This is a genomic window from Saccharothrix sp. NBAS 001, from assembly GCF_056640475.1.
On sequence record NZ_CM153251.1, the window covers coordinates 10,015,064 to 10,030,580 of the forward strand.

Annotated in this window: 18 protein-coding genes and 1 pseudogene; 6 read left to right on the forward strand and 13 right to left on the reverse strand. The window is 73.2% G+C overall.

Going from position 1 to position 15,517, the window contains the following annotated elements:
• Window positions 1–61 precede the first annotated feature (61 nt).
• The 9 genes from AC0HI0_RS45435 to AC0HI0_RS45475 all read right to left on the reverse strand — a co-directional run bounded on the left by AC0HI0_RS45435 (window position 62) and on the right by AC0HI0_RS45475 (window position 6,270).
• Window positions 62–598, reverse strand: a complete 537-nt coding sequence (locus AC0HI0_RS45435) for an alkaline shock response membrane anchor protein AmaP (protein WP_480929651.1) — start codon at window positions 596–598, stop codon at window positions 62–64.
• A complete protein-coding gene (locus tag AC0HI0_RS45440; protein WP_480929652.1) occupies window positions 595–1,212 on the reverse strand; it encodes a DUF6286 domain-containing protein in 618 nt (205 codons plus the stop codon). The genes AC0HI0_RS45435 and AC0HI0_RS45440 overlap by 4 nt, the downstream gene beginning before the upstream one ends.
• Before the next feature lie 5 nt (window positions 1,213–1,217).
• Window positions 1,218–1,418: an Asp23/Gls24 family envelope stress response protein gene (locus AC0HI0_RS45445; protein WP_480929653.1), complete on the reverse strand. Its 201-nt coding sequence runs from the start codon at window positions 1,416–1,418 to the stop codon at window positions 1,218–1,220.
• A 221-nt stretch (window positions 1,419–1,639) separates the two neighbouring features.
• Complete coding sequence (locus AC0HI0_RS45450; RefSeq protein ID WP_480929654.1) at window positions 1,640–1,816, reverse strand: hypothetical protein; 177 nt, start codon at window positions 1,814–1,816, stop codon at window positions 1,640–1,642.
• A 1,621-nt stretch (window positions 1,817–3,437) separates the two neighbouring features.
• Entirely contained in the window at window positions 3,438–3,692 is a 255-nt protein-coding gene (locus tag AC0HI0_RS45455) for a hypothetical protein (protein WP_480929655.1), read from the reverse strand.
• A 5-nt stretch (window positions 3,693–3,697) separates the two neighbouring features.
• On the reverse strand, window positions 3,698–4,150 hold the full coding sequence (locus AC0HI0_RS45460) for an Asp23/Gls24 family envelope stress response protein (protein WP_480929656.1): 453 nt from the start codon (window positions 4,148–4,150) through the stop codon (window positions 3,698–3,700).
• 304 nt (window positions 4,151–4,454) lie between these two features.
• Complete coding sequence (locus AC0HI0_RS45465; RefSeq protein WP_480929657.1) at window positions 4,455–4,985, reverse strand: anti-sigma factor family protein; 531 nt, start codon at window positions 4,983–4,985, stop codon at window positions 4,455–4,457.
• The gene (locus AC0HI0_RS45470) at window positions 4,982–5,512 is read right to left on the reverse strand and encodes an RNA polymerase sigma factor (protein ID WP_480929658.1); all 531 of its coding nucleotides are present in this window, start codon (window positions 5,510–5,512) and stop codon (window positions 4,982–4,984) included. Before AC0HI0_RS45470 ends, AC0HI0_RS45465 begins: the two co-directional genes overlap by 4 nt.
• The gene (locus AC0HI0_RS45475) at window positions 5,509–6,270 is read right to left on the reverse strand and encodes a pyrimidine reductase family protein (RefSeq protein ID WP_480934533.1); all 762 of its coding nucleotides are present in this window, start codon (window positions 6,268–6,270) and stop codon (window positions 5,509–5,511) included. The genes AC0HI0_RS45470 and AC0HI0_RS45475 overlap by 4 nt, the downstream gene beginning before the upstream one ends.
• A 39-nt stretch (window positions 6,271–6,309) precedes the next feature.
• On the opposite strand from AC0HI0_RS45475, the gene zapE reads away from it, so the two are divergent.
• Both zapE and AC0HI0_RS45485 read left to right on the forward strand, forming a co-directional pair.
• Window positions 6,310–7,308 (forward strand): cell division protein ZapE, encoded by a 999-nt coding sequence (gene zapE / locus AC0HI0_RS45480; protein WP_480929659.1) that lies wholly within the window; start codon window positions 6,310–6,312, stop codon window positions 7,306–7,308.
• A gap of 106 nt (window positions 7,309–7,414) precedes the next feature.
• Window positions 7,415–7,657 carry a DUF3040 domain-containing protein gene (locus AC0HI0_RS45485; RefSeq protein WP_480929660.1) on the forward strand — a complete coding sequence of 81 codons (243 nt, stop codon included), beginning with the start codon at window positions 7,415–7,417 and terminating at the stop codon, window positions 7,655–7,657.
• 36 nt (window positions 7,658–7,693) lie between these two features.
• On the opposite strand, the gene AC0HI0_RS45490 is transcribed toward AC0HI0_RS45485, so the two are convergent.
• Window positions 7,694–8,587 carry a hypothetical protein gene (locus tag AC0HI0_RS45490; RefSeq protein WP_480929661.1) on the reverse strand — a complete coding sequence of 298 codons (894 nt, stop codon included), beginning with the start codon at window positions 8,585–8,587 and terminating at the stop codon, window positions 7,694–7,696.
• A gap of 216 nt (window positions 8,588–8,803) precedes the next feature.
• On the opposite strand from AC0HI0_RS45490, the pseudogene AC0HI0_RS45495 reads away from it, so the two are divergent.
• Window positions 8,804–9,205, forward strand: a pseudogene (locus AC0HI0_RS45495) (ATP-binding cassette domain-containing protein); the annotation flags it as partial.
• Window positions 9,206–9,721: 516 nt separating this feature from the next.
• On the forward strand, window positions 9,722–10,315 hold the full coding sequence (locus tag AC0HI0_RS45500) for an ATP-binding cassette domain-containing protein (protein ID WP_480934534.1): 594 nt from the start codon (window positions 9,722–9,724) through the stop codon (window positions 10,313–10,315).
• Window positions 10,316–10,334: 19 nt separating this feature from the next.
• On the opposite strand, the gene AC0HI0_RS45505 is transcribed toward AC0HI0_RS45500, so the two are convergent.
• Entirely contained in the window at window positions 10,335–10,829 is a 495-nt protein-coding gene (locus AC0HI0_RS45505) for an NUDIX domain-containing protein (protein ID WP_480929662.1), read from the reverse strand.
• Window positions 10,830–10,885: 56 nt separating this feature from the next.
• Between AC0HI0_RS45505 and AC0HI0_RS45510 the strand changes: the two genes are divergently transcribed.
• The gene (locus AC0HI0_RS45510) at window positions 10,886–11,512 is read left to right on the forward strand and encodes a hypothetical protein (RefSeq protein WP_480929663.1); all 627 of its coding nucleotides are present in this window, start codon (window positions 10,886–10,888) and stop codon (window positions 11,510–11,512) included.
• On the opposite strand, the gene AC0HI0_RS45515 is transcribed toward AC0HI0_RS45510, so the two are convergent.
• A complete protein-coding gene (locus AC0HI0_RS45515; RefSeq protein ID WP_480929664.1) occupies window positions 11,478–12,851 on the reverse strand; it encodes a DUF2252 domain-containing protein in 1,374 nt (457 codons plus the stop codon). The genes AC0HI0_RS45510 and AC0HI0_RS45515 overlap by 35 nt on opposite strands.
• Window positions 12,852–13,235: 384 nt before the next feature.
• Entirely contained in the window at window positions 13,236–14,453 is a 1,218-nt protein-coding gene (gene rocD / locus AC0HI0_RS45520) for an ornithine--oxo-acid transaminase (RefSeq protein ID WP_480929665.1), read from the reverse strand.
• Window positions 14,454–14,594: 141 nt separating this feature from the next.
• Between rocD and AC0HI0_RS45525 the strand changes: the two genes are divergently transcribed.
• The gene (locus tag AC0HI0_RS45525) at window positions 14,595–15,464 is read left to right on the forward strand and encodes a PPK2 family polyphosphate kinase (RefSeq protein ID WP_480929666.1); all 870 of its coding nucleotides are present in this window, start codon (window positions 14,595–14,597) and stop codon (window positions 15,462–15,464) included.
• Window positions 15,465–15,517 lie beyond the last annotated feature (53 nt).

Below are 15,517 nucleotides of genomic sequence, written 5' to 3' on the forward strand. Positions count from 1 at the left end.
GCCGACATCCTGCCTGGTGACGGGCTCCGGCGCACCTGCTCGGCGCAACCGGCGGCCGCGGTCAGCGGACCCGCTGCCGGGTGCGGGCCGCCAGGTCCACCCGGATCGCCGTCGGGAGCACCGACACGCCGAGCGTGTCGCGGGCCCGCGCGAGCACCCCGTCCAGCTCCCGCCACACCGCGCGGACGTCCGCGCCCTGGCGCAGCGTGAGCTTCATCCGCAGCGCGGGCTCGCCGATCACCTTGACCTGCGCGGACGCCACCCCGTCGACCTGCTCCACGTCGGACTTCACCGCGTCGGCGATCGCACCCGAGGTGACCACCAGGTGGTGGTCCAAGGTGAGGTCCGGGTGCCGTTCCGGGGTCGCCGCGCGCCACGCCCAGCGCAACCCGACGACCAGCAGGACCAGCCCCACGACCAGCGCGCCGATCCGCACCGGCAGCAGGTGCTCGCGCGCCCAGTCCAGCACGGTCGGGTCGAGCAGCGGGCGGTCGACCCGGCGGACGTTGAGCACGACCGCGCCGGCTCCGGCGAGCAGCGCGACCAAGCCGAGGATCGCGGCGCACACGCGTTCGGTGCGGTAGGAGCGGGCGATCATCGTCCCTCCGTTCCGGTGGCGGCCAGGTCGTCCGCCGGACGCGGGTGGCCCGGCGCCTGGTCCGGCGTGCGGCCCGGTGACGTCCGGCGGTCGATCGGTGACGTGGCGCGGCGGTCCTTGGGGGAGCTGACGACCACGGAGACCTTGGGGGTCTTCGCGAGCGGCAGCGCCTTGACCGTCTCGCGGACGACTTCGAGCAGCCGGGGGCGCAGCGAAGCTTCATCGTGCAGCGCGCTCGTCGCCCGGACGTGGACCTTGCGGCGCGAGACGGTGACGGCGGCCGACGTGACCCCGTCCTCGGCGCGCACGCGGTGGCCGACGACGCGGGCCAGCGCGGTCGGGGTCGTGGTCACGACGACCCCGGTGGACGGGTCGTGCAGGCGGACGTAGCGGAAGCGGGCGGCCATCGCGACGATCAGCAGCAGCAGGCCCGAGGCCGCGGTGATCAGCCCGACCGTGCGGACCCGGTCGTCGGTCCAGCGCAGGTCGCGCGGCCACGGCACGAGGTGGCCGTGGCCCGCCCAGTGCCAGGAGACGTCCGCGATGAGCAGCACGCCCGCAGCGGCCACGGCCAGGCCGAGGAACGGGGAGAGGAGGCGGAGGAACGCGCGCATCGCCGTCACCCCACCCGGGGACGGGTCGGGGCGCGCAGGGCGGACACGGTGACGTCGACGTCGCGGACGCGGTAGCCCGTGATGCGCTCGACCTCGTCGACCACGTTGCGCCGCACGTGATCGGCGGCCTGCCGGACGGGGGACGGGTAGTTCAGGGCGAGGCGGACGGCGACGTCGACCACGTCCCCGTTCTCCCGGATCTTCACCGAAGACCCGTCCCCGGTACCGGGAACCAGCCCAATGGCCCGAACCGCGATCTTCCGCACCACGGACGAGTGAATCTCCAACCGTCCCCGATCACCCACCGCAGGGTCCGTCGCGAGGTCGTCACCCACTTCAGCGGCGGCCACTGCGGTCGCCCCGGGTTCGGCGCGACCCGGTCCGGCCGGCCCGGGTTCGGCGGGACCCGCCTCGGCGGCCACCGAACTCACTTGTCCCGCCCCCGTCCGAGGAGATCGCCGAGATCGAGTTCCCCGTCCAGCACCCGCCCCACCACCAGCCCGATCACACCGACGGCCAACGTGACGAGAAAGGCCGTGAACCCGCTGGACGCCGCCAACCCGAGCACAAGCCCCGCCAACAACCCGGTCTGAGTCCCGTTCATTGCCAACACTCCCAACCACCTAGATGAGGTCCCGCCGAACCCGACGCCCGACCAACCGCCGACACCCAACCAACCGCTGCCAAAACCCGCGCCGCACGAAGAAAACCGGCGCGTCGAACCGTCCGTCCGCCACCCCGACGTCCACACCTGCTCCGGCCCCGGCTCCGGCTCCGTCACCCGGCGAGTCGCCATCCCGCGACGCTGCGTCCCGCAACTCGGCCAACCCCCGCACGAAGACCTCCGGATCGCCCCCGACGTCCGGGTGGTTGGCCCGCACGAACGCCCGAATCTCAGCCCGCCGATTCACCAATCCCCCTCCCGCCCCGACACCCGGCCTGAGCCACTGGGCCCACCCACGGGAAGAAGAACCTCTTGCCCACCAAGGCCATCGCACGCAGATCTCCACGAAAACCCAGCCCCCGCAACCGATTCAGCGGTGCCCACCGCAACTGATGCACGCGACTCGATCGGTGCACCCGCTGCAATCGGTGCACCCGCCGCAAGTGATGCGGCCGCTGCAATCGGTGCGGCCACCGCAAGTGATGCGGCCGATGCGACTGGTGTGGCCGATGCGACTGGTGCGGCCGGCACCGCGTCCCCACGCGGTCGGTTGGCACCGTGAGCTGCGCTACCCGCGCCGTCGGTGCGGCGGGTGCGGAGGGCGCAGCAGGTACAGGCCGCGCGGCCTGAGAAGCCGGAGCGGCGGACCGAAGAGTCGAGGTACGCGGCCGCCGCGAACGCATTGATCGCGGGACGCGCTGCCACTCGCCGGGGCGCTGAAAGCGCCGTCGCGCCCACCCTGCGCGTTCGCGCAGCGCTTCAGCCGCCAAAGCCAACCCCGCGCCTGCGGCGCTCGCGGTGTACACGCCAGCCGTAGCCGTTCCTGGCCTGTAGGGGACCATCGTGCGTTCAGCGAGCACGCGGGGTGCATCGGCAAGTGCGTGAATCCCCGCGCCAGCCGTCCCCGCGCCATGCGCTGCCCCGCCAGCCGTCGCCGTGCCAGCCGTCGCCGTGCCACGCGCCACGGCGCGAGGCGTCACGGGACCAGGCGTCACAGCCCCGAGCGTTGCCTCGCTGGGCGTTGCCTCGCCGGGCGTCGCTGCGCGAGGCATCGCAGCTCCGAGCGCTGTCCCACCGAGCGCTGTCCCACCGAGCGCTGTCCCACCGGGCATCGCCGCGCCGGGCGTTGCATCGCCAAGTGCTACAGCCGCTGGTGTCGCGTTCGACTGTGCTGCATCGGCTGATGCTGCGGCGGCCAGTGTCGGGTTCGGCGGTGCTGTGCCGAGCGGTGTCGCACCGACCGATATCGCGTGGGCTGGCGGGGTGTGCTGTGGGCTGGTGAGGGCAGTGCTGGTGTCGCTAAAGGTGGGGTCGGCCGAGGTGGGGTGGGTGGGCGCGTGGGTGGGGGTGTGGGGGCTGTTGGTGGGGCTCGTGGCTGGTGGCGGTGAGGTGGAGTGGGCTGGGGTCGACGGGGGTGTGGGGGCCTTGCGCAATTGCTTCGCCGGGAGTGCCGCGCTCCTTGTTTCCGGCAACGAAATTGTCGCGCGGATCGTGCCCGGATTGCTGGAGCTTCGCCCGATCGAAGGGCGAGTGGCGTTTTTGGCTGAACCGTTTCCGCTGGTCACGGCTCCTCCAGGTCGGCCACCACCACATCCACCGGCACGTTGCCGGCCACCTGGGCCACGACGTCCCGCAGTTCCGCGACCACCTCCGGGATGGGGCGGCCGGAACGCAGGACGACCGCCACCCCCACCCGCTCCTCCGCCCGCACCCCGACGACCTGCCTGCCCGGCAGGTACGACGCGTACCCACTGGCCAGGCGGGCCACCGACGGGTGCGCCAGCAGCGCCGCCTCGATCCGCTCCGCCGGGTGCATCCGGACTACTCGACGCGCGAGGACTGGGGCTGCTCCTCGGAGTCGCCGTTCTCGTCGGGCAGGTGGATGTCGTTCACGGCGATGTTCACCTCGATGACCTCCAGGCCGGTGATCCGCTCCACGGCCGTGATCACGTTGCGCCGCACCGCCCGCGCCAAATCGACGATCCCCGCGCCGTACTCGACGACGATGTCCAGGTCGATCGCCGCCTGCTTCTCGCCCACCTCGACCGACACGCCGGACGTCGCCGCCGTGCCCGCGCCGGGGATTCGTTCGCGCAGCGCACCGAACGCCCGGGAAACGCCGCCGCCCAGGGCGTGCACGCCGGAGATCTCGCGTGCCGCGATCCCGGCGACCTTCTGCACGACGGACGACGCGATGGTCGTCTTGCCCTGCGTCGTGTCGTCGGCCAGGCGGGCGGGGGTGTTGTCGGGCTTGGTGACTGTGTTCTGGGCCATGGCGCGGTCCTCTCCGGATCCGAAGTCGTTCTGCACAGGTTCGGATGCGGACCGTGTCCGGGTCATCACGGCAATGTGATGCGCGTCACGTCAAACGGGGTCGCGGAGACCCCGGGCAAGGGCGGGCGCACCAAGCGGTCGGTGTGCGAACAGCCCGTGTTCAAGCAGCCGTCGTCAAGCAGCCCCGTGTTCAAGCGGCCGCCGTCGAGCAGCCCCGCGTCCAAGCAACCGCGTCCGAGCGGGCCGGGTTGAAGCAGCCGTCGTCACGGTGCGATGTCGCGGGAGCGGTGTCACAGGAGCGGTGTCACGGGGCGATGTCGATCAGGTGCACGTGCACGACGGGCGACGCGTCGCCCAGGTGGGCGACCAGCTCCCTGGCCAGCCTCGACCGCAGCTCGTCCGCCGCCGAGATCGCCGGCGCCGGGTACCTCGCCGCCACCAGCACCTGCAACTGCCCGTCCTCCACTGCTGTGCCGCGCACGTGCAGCCCCGACTCCGCCGCCAGCTCCACGGCCAGCTGCCGGCACACCGCGAGCACCGCGCGCTCCGACACCCGCACCCGGCCGCCGTCCTGGTCGAACTCGACCGGCGTGGAACCCAGTCTCGGGCGCACGCCGCGCACCGCCGCCAGCACCCTCGTCACCAGGCCGGGCGGGGTCGGCACGGGGGTCACGGCGGTCTCCCGCACGGCCGTCCACCGCCGTTCCAGGTCCGCCAGTTCCGCCTCGCAGTCGGTGCACCCGTCGACGTGCCGCGCCAACGACGGGTCGTCGTCGCGGTCCGCCAGGTACGCCACCAGCTCGTCCACCGAGCGTCCGCAGGGGAGCGGGCTCATCGCTGCTCCCTCAGCTTCGCCATGAGAGCCACCCTTGCCCGGTGCAGCCGCGCGCGCAAGGCAGGCACCCCCGTGCCCAGCACCTCGGCCACCTCCTCGTAGCTCAGTCCCTCCAGCTCGCGCAGCACCAGCGGCACCCGCTGGGACGGTTCCAGGCCGGCGATCGCGCGCAGCACGACGTCGGTCGTCTCGTTGCGCAGCAGCGACGCCTCCGGCCCGTCCGCGGCGCGCGGCTCGGGCGCGGATTCCAGCGGCACGGTCGGCTTCTTGCGCCGCAGGTGCGCTAGGGCCGCGTTGGTCACCACCCGGTACAGCCAGGTGGACGGTGCCGCGTCGCCGCGGAACCGGGGCAGCGCCCGCCACGCGGAGATCCACGCGTCCTGCACGACGTCCTCGGCCTCGACCGGGTCGCCGACGATCCGCAGCGCGACCCGGTACATCCGGCCGGTGTGCCGCCGCACGAGTTCGTCGAACGCCGCGGTGTCCCCGCGCACGGCGGCCTCCAGCAGAGGCTGGTCCGACGTCACTCGCCCGCCCGCCGGTACCGGAGCAGCAGCGCGCTCTCGTACCGCAGGATCGACGCCAGCTCCAGCTCGCGCGGCACCGGGGGCAGCGGGCCGGTGGCGATGCGGCCGGCGTCACCGCCCGCGAGCACCGGGGCGATCGTCACGCACAGCACGTCCACCAGGTCCGCCGCGATCAGCGCCCCGAACAGGGACGGCCCGCCCTCGCAGTCGACCCGGCGCAGGCCGCGCTCGTCCAGGGCGGCCAGCGCGGTGGGCAGGTCCACCGCCTCGTCGCCGGCGACGACGACGTCCGCGCCCGCGTCGGCCAGCGCGTCGCGCCGTTCGGCGGGCGCGGCGGAGGTGGTGAGCACGATCAGCGGTGTCGACGTGTCGGTGATCAGCGGCGAGGTGGGTTCGATCGAGCACCGGGCGGTGACCACGGCGATCGGCGGCACGGCGGAGAGCCCCAGCCGGGCGCGCCGCTCCTGCCGCACGTCGCCGGCCCGCACGCCCCGGTAGCCCTCGATGAGGGCGGTGCCCGCGCCGACCAGCACGACGTCGGCGAGGTCGCGGCCGAGCGCGAAGACCTTCTTGTCGGCGGGGTTGCCCAGGCCGCGGGACTTCCCGGCGACGGTCACCGCTCCGTCCACGCTGGACACGAAGTTGACCTGCACCCACGGCCGGTCCAGCCCGGCGGGGTAGTCGTAGAGCCGTTCCAGGTCGGCTTCGGTGATCCCGCCGGTCGGCCCGGGGTCGGCGGGGGGTGGCGGCCACAACATCTGCACGTGCCCATCCCAGCACGCCGTTAGGCTTCGGGCATGTCAGCCCCGCGCCTGTCCGACCGCGACCCGCACGTCGAGGCGGACGAACTGGTCGGGGCGATGGTCCCGCCGCCCCGGTTCGACACCGTCCGGTTCGCGACCTACCTGCCCAATCCGGACGAGCCGAGCCAGGCGGCGGCGGTCGAGGCGTGCCGGGCGTTCGCCGAGCGGGTGTCGCAGGGCGCGAGGGGCTGGTTCGGTTCGCTGTTCCGCAAGGAGCGCGAGGACAAGCCGGGGCTCTACCTCGACGGCGGGTTCGGCGTCGGCAAGACGCACCTGCTCGCGTCGATCTGGCACGCGGTGCCCGGCCCCAAGAGCTACGGCACGTTCGTGGAGGTCACGAACCTGGTCGGCGCGCTCGGGTTCGCCGAGACGGTGCGCCGGCTGTCGGGGCACAAGCTGCTGGCGATCGACGAGTTCGAGCTGGACGACCCGGGCGACACGATGCTGGTGACCCGGCTGATCAAGGAGTTGGCGGCGGCGGGGGTGGCGGTCGCGGCGACGTCGAACACGCTGCCGGACAAGCTCGGCGAGGGCCGGTTCGCGGCGGCGGACTTCCTGCGCGAGATCCAGTCGATGTCGGCGAAGTTCACCGTGGTGCGGGTGGACGGCCCGGACTACCGGCACCGGGGGCTGCCGGACGCGCCGGAGCCGATGACCGACGACGAGCTGACCGCGCGGGCCGAGGCGACGCCCGGGTCGACGCTGGACGACTTCGCCGAGCTGTGCGCGCGGCTGGCGCGGCTGCACCCGTCGCGCTACGGGCGGCTGCTCGACGGCGTGACGGCGGTGCACCTGCGGGGCGTCGCGCCCGCGCCGGACCAGGCGGTGGCGCTGCGGCTGGTGGCGCTGGGCGACCGGCTCTACGACCGGGACGTCCCGGTGGCGGTGTCGGGTGCGCCGCTGTCCGAGCTGTTCACCGAGGAGATGCTGCGCGGTGGCTACCGCAAGAAGTACCTGCGCGCGGTGTCCCGGCTGGTAGCCCTTTCGCGGTAGTTCCGCACCACCCCTCGGGGTACCGGAAAACCCTCCTCGGGGAGGACGTGGTAGATACCGCGGGCGCTGGTTTTACCGGGTGTGCGCCGGGTATCCAGAATCCGTGATGAGCGAAGCGGAGCGCCGGACGCTGAACGAGATAGAGCACAGACTCGCCGTGGAGGAGCCGGGACTGGCCGACGTGCTGGTCAGCGGTCGCCCTCGCCACCCCGTCCTCACCTACGCACTGGCGGCCACGTTCGCCGCGCTCGGCGTGCTGCTGCTCGCCCTGGGCGTCGTCGGCACCGCTCTGCTCTGCTTCGGCTGCGCGGCGATCACCTTGCTGCTGCGCGGTTTCACCCTCCGCTGACCGGGTCCGCTCGTCCCCGGGTACGAGGCCCTCGTACTACGGGATGAGGTTCACGCGGGCGGTGCACGTGCCGATGAACGTCGTCGCGTCGTAGTTCTCCCAGCGCGCGCCGCCGTCCCACGGGTCCTGCACCAGCAGTCCGGCGAAGCTCGCCCCGATCAGCCGCAGCGAACTCATCCGGGTGTACCCGGTGACGACCCGCGCGTGACCGGGCACGAAGCTGATCGACGGCCGCTGCTCGCGCACCTCGGACCGGTACTCGGCGAAGGTCGGCGTGGAGGTCAGCTCGGCGGTCAGCGCCTTGCCGGTCAACGTCTCCAGGGCGGGCGCCACGTCGTGCTCGTCCCCGGACACCGGGAACTCCTCGGTGCCCAGCCCCAGCTCCTCGGCCAGCCGCTCCTGGTCGTAGCGGTAGCGGTAGAAGTCCAGCACGACCTGCGCGCACGCCGCCGTCGCCCACTGCGCGGTCTCCTGCCGGAACGGCCGCCCGCACAGCCCCAGCTCCTGGGTGTCCACGCGCGGTCTGAGCACCTCCTCGACCAGGCCCCGGTCGAATCTGCGCACCACGGGCTCGGTGACCTTCAACACCTGCGCCAGGTGGGTGAGGTCCTGCACCCGCTGCCGGTAGCGCTCCTCGTTCGCGATCCGCGCGGCCACCGACACCGACGGCCGCACGACGGGCCGCGCCGGTTCCGGCCCGCCCCGCGGCACCACCGCGACCAGCGGCGCGCCCAGGCACGGCCGGGCGGCGACGTCCACGTAGCCCTCACCTGCGGCGTGCCGCCACAGCACGACCTCGCCCGTCCCGTCGCACACCGGCACCGGCCGGTCGGACAGCCGCACGCCGTCGCCCGGGAGCGGCAGCGCGCCGACCGTGACGAGCACCCCCAGCTGTGCCGCGACCAGCCGCGCCATCTCGACCGTGGCCATCGAACCCTCCCCAGAATGGTGTCCGTGTCCTAAGGAGCACCCGGAGGGGCCCGCTGATACGCGAAACCGGTTGGCGTGACGATGCGTGTCCGGGCGACCATGCGCGGTGTGGGATTCCTGGACTCGAACGGCCTCGCCTTCCGCCTGCCCGACGGCCGAGAGCTGTTCCGCGACGTGTCGTTCAAAGTCGGCGCGGGCGCGGTGGTGGCGCTGGTCGGCGCGAACGGCGTCGGCAAGACGACCTTGCTGCGCATCCTGTCGGGCGAGCTGACACCGGGCGCGGGCAGCGTGCGGGTGCAGGGCGGGCTCGGTGTGATGCCGCAGTTCGTCGGCTCGGTGCGGGACGGCAGCACGGTGCGCGACCTGCTGCTGGCCGCCTCGCCGCGCGCGCTGCGGGACGCGGCGAAGGCGCTCGACGAGGTCGAGCTGGCGCTGATGGAGACCGACGACGAGCCCACCCAGATGCGCTACGCGGACGCCCTGACCGGGTGGGGCGAGGTGGGCGGCTACGACGCCGAGGTGCTGTGGGACACGGTCACCGTGGCCGCGCTCGGCGTCCCGTTCGACCGGGCCCGGTTCCGCGAGGTGCGCACGCTGTCCGGCGGCGAGCAGAAGCGGCTGGTGCTGGAGGCGCTGCTGCGCGGGCCGGAGCAGGTGCTGCTGCTCGACGAGCCGGACAACTACCTGGACGTGCCGGGCAAGCGCTGGCTGGAGGAGCGGCTCACCGACACCGCCAAGGCGGTCCTGCTGGTCAGCCACGACCGGGAGCTGCTCGACGTGGCCGCCACCCAGGTGGTGACGGTCGAGGCGCACTCGGCGTGGACGCACAGCGGGTCGTTCGGCACGTGGCACGCGGCGCGGCTGGCCCGGATCGACCGGCTGGCCGAGCAGCACCGGCGGTGGGAGGAGGAGCACGCCCGGCTCAAGGAGCTGGTCCGCACGCTGCAGGTGCAGGCCCGGATCAGCGAGGTGATGGCGGCCAAGTACCGGGCCATGCAGACCCGGCTGGCCAAGTTCGAGGAGGCCGGGCCGCCGCCGGAGCTGCCCACCGACGAGCGGGTCACGCCCCGGCTGCGCGGCGGGCGGACCGGCGTGCGCGCGATCACCTGCGCCGGCCTGGAGCTGACCGGGCTGATGAAGCCGTTCGACGTGGAGGTGTTCTTCGGCGACCGGGTGGCCGTGCTGGGCTCGAACGGGTCGGGCAAGAGCCACTTCCTGCGGCTGCTGGGCGGCGGCGAGGTGGCGCACACCGGGGCGTGGAAGCTGGGCGCGCGGGTCGTGCCGGGGCTGTTCGCGCAGACCCACCAGCACCCGGAGTGGATCGGCCGGACCCTGGTGGACATCCTGTGGCACGGCGACGACGGCCGTTCGGGCAAGGACCGGGGCGCGGCGATGGCGACGCTGGACCGCTACGGCCTGGCCAAGTCGGGGGACCAGCGGTTCGAGTCGCTCTCGGGCGGCCAGCAGGCCCGGTTCCAGGTGCTGCTGCTGGAGCTGTCCGGAGCGACGCTGCTGCTGCTCGACGAGCCGACCGACAACCTGGACCTGAACTCCGCTGAGGCGTTGCAGTCGGCGCTGGACGAGTTCACCGGGACCGTGGTGGCGGTCACCCACGACCGCTGGTTCGCCCGCACCTTCGACCGGTTCCTGCTGTTCCGGTCGGACGGCGAGGTGGTCGAGGTGGACGAGCCGGTGTGGGACGAGCAGCGGGTCCGCCGCGCCCGCTGACCGGGCCGCGCGACCCGCCTCAGGCCGTGCCCGCCGGTCGGTCTCCCGGCCCGGGTGCGTCGACCGGGCGCGGCACGCCGTGCTCCAGGTAGCGGGTGACGTCGTCCGCGCGGGCGCGCAGGGCGGCGGTCACCCGGCGGGCGAGGCGGGGGATCAGGTGGTCGGCGAGCCGGGCCGGGTGCACGAAGTGCCAGGCCCGGATCTCGGTGTGGTCGACGTGCACGTGGTCCAGCCGCTCGTCGTCCAGCACGCCGCCGTCGAACACGAACAGCACCTTGTCCTCGACGCCGTCGGGCGCCCAGTCGACCACCAGCAGCCGCCCCGGGTCCAGCTCCAGCCCGAGTTCCTCGGCGACCTCCCGGCGGCACGCCTGCGCCGGCGTCTCGCCGGGTTCCACCAGCCCGCCGGGGATCTCCCAGCCGTCCTTGTAGGTCGGCTCGACCAGCAGCACCAGGCCGTCCGGGTCGACGAACAACGCGCCCGCGGCGCACATCGGGCGACTGATCGGGTCCACCCGTCCAGCCAACCAGATCGCGGCGGCTGTTCACCCGGATCCGGTACAACCGGCGCGTGGAGCACGTCGACGCGTACTGCGAACGGCTGACCGACGCGTTGTGGGCCGAGCCCCTCAACGCGGTCAGCAACCTCGCCTTCCTGCTCGCCGCCGCCCTCCTGTGGCGGTACCGGCCGGCCGCGCGCAGCCTGCGGGCGCTGCCGGTGCTGCTCGCCCTGGTCGGCGTGGCGAGCCTGGCGTTCCACACCTACGCGACCCGGCTCACCGGCGCGCTCGACACGGGGTCCATCGCGGTGTTCGTGCTCTGGTACCTGGTGGTGTTCACGCACTGGCACCTGGGCGTGCGCTGGGCGCGGGCGTGGCTCGCGGTCCCGGCGTTCGCGGTGTTCGCGGTCGCGACCGGCCCGCTCGCCGCCGTGCTGCCCGGCGGCGGGTACCTGGCACCGTGGCTGGCGCTGGTCGTGCTCGCGGTCGTGGCCGCCGTGCGCGACCTGCCGTGGCACGACCTCGCGGCGGCGGCCGGGATCTTCGCCGTGTCGTTGACGCTGCGCACGCTCGACCAGCCCCTGTGCGGGGTCTGGCCGAGCGGCACGCACTACGCCTGGCACGTGCTCAACGCCGCGGTGCTGTTCCTGGTCGCGCGGGCGGCTATTCGACGTGGGCGGTCAGCCGACCGGACTTGACCGCCTTCACCAGCTGCTCGTGGTCGGCCGTGGTCTGGTCGGCGTAGTCCACCGCGTACCGGGTGAAGGCGTCGTCCAGGTCGTCGCCGCCCGCGCAGTACCCGGCGAGCAGCCTCGGGTCCACCGAACGGGAGTGCGCCCGCGCCAGCAGCGCCCCGGCGAACCGGCCGTAGTCGTCCAGGTCGTCGCGCTTGAGCGTGGTCGCGTCGATCTCGCCCTTGCGGTTGCGGAACTGCCGCACGATGAAGTGCCGGTCGCCGATCGTGGTCCAGCCGAGCAGGATGTCCGTCTCGGCCTGCACCAGCCGCGCGCCGTGCACGATCCGCTTGCCCTCGTGCTTGGCCTCCGGCACGTCCAGGAACGGCGCGAGCGCGGACCGGCGGGCCTCCTTGACCTGGAGGATCAGCGCCTCGTCCCCGTTGCCGTGCAACAGGACCAGGTAGTTGCGCAGCCCGACGCTGCCGGTGCCGACCACCCGGAACGCCACGTCCGACACCCCGTAGCGCATGATCAGGCTGTACCGCGACTCGCGCAGCGTGTCCACGTAGGACGGCAGCGCGTCGATCACGGCCCGCGCCTCGGCGTCCGGGATCCGGGTCAGCACCGGGGGATCGGCGACGAACCGCCAGTGCCCGCCCTCCCGGCGGGTCCACTTCGCGGCGACCTTCGCGCTGGTGTTCTTGCGCGCCTTGGACGCGGCCTTGCTGAACTCGTCGGTCAGGTCGTCGGCCTTGGCCTTGGTCAGCACCGACTCGTCGCCCAGCGCGCTCCACGACTCCAGGAACGGGATCTCCGCGAGGTGCTTGGCCGCGTCCCGGTAGGCGCGCACCGCGTCGCCCGCCGCGTCCCGGCAGCCCTTCTCCGACACCCCGCCGACCCGCCCGGCCAGCACCAGCGAGGCCACCAGCCGCTTGAGGTCCCACTCCCACGGGCCGGGCAGCGTCTCGTCGAAGTCGTTGATGTCCATGACGATCTGGCCGTCGGGCGTGCCGTAGAGGCCGAAGTTCGCCGCGTGCGCGTCGCCGCACAGCTGCGCGTCCAGCCCGCTGCGCGGCCCGGCCGCGAGGTCGCCCGCCATCAGCCCGGCGCTGCCGCGGAAGAACGCGAACGGCGAGGCCAGCATCCGCCCGATCCGCAACGGCACCAGGTGCGGCAGCCGGCCCTCGTTGGACGCCTCGACGTACTCGACGACCGACGGCCGGTCCGGTGCGAGGATCAGCGCGCGGTGCTCCTCGTGCGCCACCGCCGAGCGCAGCCGGCGACCTTCCGCCAGGACCTCCTCGGGCTCCGTCCACCGTCCCAGCGCGACGGCCGCCTCGGCCCGCCTGTGTTCTCCCATACCGGGAATGATGCACGGGCGACGCGCTGGATACCGCGCCGTGCCGAGCCTGTGACCTGCGCAATCGGGCTGTTCGCGCAATTCGGGCATGATCGCCACCGGCCGTGTCCGAACGGTGGCGAACAGTGCCGACCACTCGGCCGCGCACGGCTCCGACGACGACGTGACGGACGGGCGCGATCGGCCCCGAGGTGGCGGCCCTGAGGTGGACGGGCGGCGCGGTGCCGGCGGTGCGCGTGCCGGCGGTGCGGGTGTCGGCACCAGCGCGGCGGGCGGCAGTCGGGCGGTGCGGGAACGCGGTGGGTGGCGTCGGTGTGGCGGTGACGGCGGGTGTGGTGGTGGCGCGGACGGGTCGCGGAGGTCGGCCGCGCCACCGTGGGTGGGTTACCGGCCGAGCACCCGGGCGATCGCGTCCAGGCCCTGGTCGAGTTCGGCCTCGGTGATCACCAGCGGCGGCGCGACCCGCAGCGTGGTGTCCTGGGTTTCCTTGCACAGCACGCCGAGCCGGGCCAGCTCCTCGGACGCCTCGCGCCCGCGCGGCCCGCCGGGCGCGATCTCCACGCCCGCCCACAGGCCCCGGCCGCGCACCTCGGCGACGCCCCGGCCGACCAGCTCGCCCAGCCGCCCGTGCAGCCGTGCGCCCAGCTCCCGCGAGCGCTGCTGGAACTCGCCGGTCGCCAGCAGCCGCACCACGGCCCGGCCGACCGCGCACGCCAGCGGGTTGCCGCCGAAGGTGGACCCGTGCTCGCCGGGCTTGAGCACGCCCAGCACGTCGCGCCGGCCGACCACGGCGGACACCGGCACGATGCCGCCGCCCAGCGCCTTGCCCAGGGTGTACAGGTCGGCGCGCACGCCCTCGTGGTCGAGCGCGAGCACCTCGCCGGTGCGGCCCAGGCCGGACTGGATCTCGTCGGCGATGAACAGCGCCCGGTGCTCGTCGCACAGCGCCCGCACGCCCGCCAGGTAGCCCGCCGGCGGCACGACCACGCCCGCCTCGCCCTGGATGGGCTCGATCAGCACGGCGGCCGTGCGCGGGCCGACCGCGTCGCGCAGCGCGTCCAGGTCGCCGTACTTGACCACCCGGAAGCCGGGGGTGAACGGGCCGAAGTCGGCGCGCGCGGTGTCGTCGGTGGAGAACGACACGATCGTGGTGGTGCGGCCGTGGAAGTTGGAGCCGGCCACGACGATCTCGGCGGTGCCCTCGGGGACGCCCTTGACCTGGTAGGCCCACTTGCGGGCGACCTTGATCGCGGATTCGACGGCCTCCGCGCCGGAGTTCATGGCCAGCACCATCTCGGTGCCGGTCAGCTCGGCGAGTTCGCGGCAGAACGGGCCGAACTGGTCGTGGTGGAACGCCCGGCTGGTCAGCGTCACCCGACCGAGCTGCGCCACCGCGGCGGCCACCAGGTCGGGGTGCCGGTGGCCGAAGTTGAGCGACGAGTAGCCGGACAGGAAGTCGAGGTGGCGGCGGCCCTCGACGTCGGTCACCCACGCGCCCTCGCCGTGGGAGATCACGACCGGCAGCGGGTGGTAGTTGTGCGTGCTCCACTGCTCGTCGAGTGCGATGAACTGCCCCGTGGTGGTAGCGGCGACGGTGGTCATGTCACCAGGCTAAACGGCTTGTCACGGCGATTTCATCCGTGAGGTGTTGCGTCTCTGGTGTATTCATTGCGCAGTTGGGGATTGGTGCGGCGATCCGTTGCGCACCGGGCGGGCTGAAGATCGCGCGGTTACAGTCCGACGATGGCGAAGAAGTCCGCGCAGGTCGAATCGGTCCGGAACGTGCTGCGGGTCGAGCCCGCCGACTTCGACATCGCCCGGGTCGACCCGGCGGGCACACCGGTCGGCCCGAGGTCCAAGTCCGCCGCCGCCGACGACCTGGCGGCGATCGGGGCGGAGCTGGACGCCCTCCAGGAGGCGCTCTACGCGGAGGGCACCGGCGGCGGGCGGCGACGGGTGCTGCTCGTGCTCCAGGGCATGGACACCGCCGGCAAGGGCGGGGTCATCCGGCACGTCGCCGGTCTGGTGAACCCGCAGGGGCTGCACATCGCGTCGTTCAAGAAGCCCACCCGGGCCGAGCTGCGGCACGACTTCCTGTGGCGGATCCGGCGGCAGGTGCCCGCGCCGGGGCTGATCGGCGTGTTCGACCGGTCGCACTACGAGGACGTGCTGGTGGGCCGGGTGGACAAGCTGGTCCCGGCGGCCGAGTGGCGCGGCCGGTACAAGCTGATCAACGACTTCGAGGCGGAGCTGGCCGACAGCGGCGTCACGATCGTGAAGTGCTACCTGCACGTCTCGCCGGACAAGCAGCGGGAGCGGTTGGTCGAGCGGCTGGAGAACCCGGCCAAGCGGTGGAAGTACAACCCGCACGACGTCGACGTCCGGGCGAAGTTCTCCCAGTACCAGGCCGCCTATCAAGACGCTCTGGCGAAGTGCTCGACGGCCGTCGCGCCCTGGTACGCGATTCCCGCCGACCGCAAGTGGTACCGCAACTGGGCCGTCGCCGGGGTGCTGCTGGAGGCGCTTCGGGAGGTGGCACCGGTGTTCCCCGAGCCCTCGTACGATCCGGTGGTCGAATTGGCTCGCCTCCAGGAGGCCGACCCGTTGCACTAGACGCAATATCCGTTGCACCTATTGCCCTCCCGCTGTGGTCTAGTCCACTGTGG

Excerpts from the sequence above, each read along its gene's own strand:
- AC0HI0_RS45450 (WP_480929654.1), bottom strand. The coding sequence starts at position 1,816 with ATGAACGGGACTCAGACCGGGTTGTTGGCGGGGCTTGTGCTCGGGTTG.
- AC0HI0_RS45515 (WP_480929664.1), bottom strand. The coding sequence starts at position 12,851 with ATGGGAGAACACAGGCGGGCCGAGGCGGCCGTCGCGCTGGGACGGTGG.
- AC0HI0_RS45435 (WP_480929651.1), bottom strand. The coding sequence starts at position 598 with ATGATCGCCCGCTCCTACCGCACCGAACGCGTGTGCGCCGCGATCCTC.
- AC0HI0_RS45440 (WP_480929652.1), bottom strand. The coding sequence starts at position 1,212 with ATGCGCGCGTTCCTCCGCCTCCTCTCCCCGTTCCTCGGCCTGGCCGTG.
- AC0HI0_RS45465 (WP_480929657.1), bottom strand. The coding sequence starts at position 4,985 with ATGAGCCCGCTCCCCTGCGGACGCTCGGTGGACGAGCTGGTGGCGTAC.
- AC0HI0_RS45490 (WP_480929661.1), bottom strand. The coding sequence starts at position 8,587 with ATGGCCACGGTCGAGATGGCGCGGCTGGTCGCGGCACAGCTGGGGGTG.
- AC0HI0_RS45485 (WP_480929660.1), top strand. The coding sequence starts at position 7,415 with ATGAGCGAAGCGGAGCGCCGGACGCTGAACGAGATAGAGCACAGACTC.
- AC0HI0_RS45460 (WP_480929656.1), bottom strand. The coding sequence starts at position 4,150 with ATGGCCCAGAACACAGTCACCAAGCCCGACAACACCCCCGCCCGCCTG.
- zapE (WP_480929659.1), top strand. The coding sequence starts at position 6,310 with ATGTCAGCCCCGCGCCTGTCCGACCGCGACCCGCACGTCGAGGCGGAC.
- AC0HI0_RS45455 (WP_480929655.1), bottom strand. The coding sequence starts at position 3,692 with ATGCACCCGGCGGAGCGGATCGAGGCGGCGCTGCTGGCGCACCCGTCG.
- rocD (WP_480929665.1), bottom strand. The coding sequence starts at position 14,453 with ATGACCACCGTCGCCGCTACCACCACGGGGCAGTTCATCGCACTCGAC.
- AC0HI0_RS45525 (WP_480929666.1), top strand. The coding sequence starts at position 14,595 with ATGGCGAAGAAGTCCGCGCAGGTCGAATCGGTCCGGAACGTGCTGCGG.
- AC0HI0_RS45500 (WP_480934534.1), top strand. The coding sequence starts at position 9,722 with ATGAAGCCGTTCGACGTGGAGGTGTTCTTCGGCGACCGGGTGGCCGTG.
- AC0HI0_RS45475 (WP_480934533.1), bottom strand. The coding sequence starts at position 6,270 with ATGTTGTGGCCGCCACCCCCCGCCGACCCCGGGCCGACCGGCGGGATC.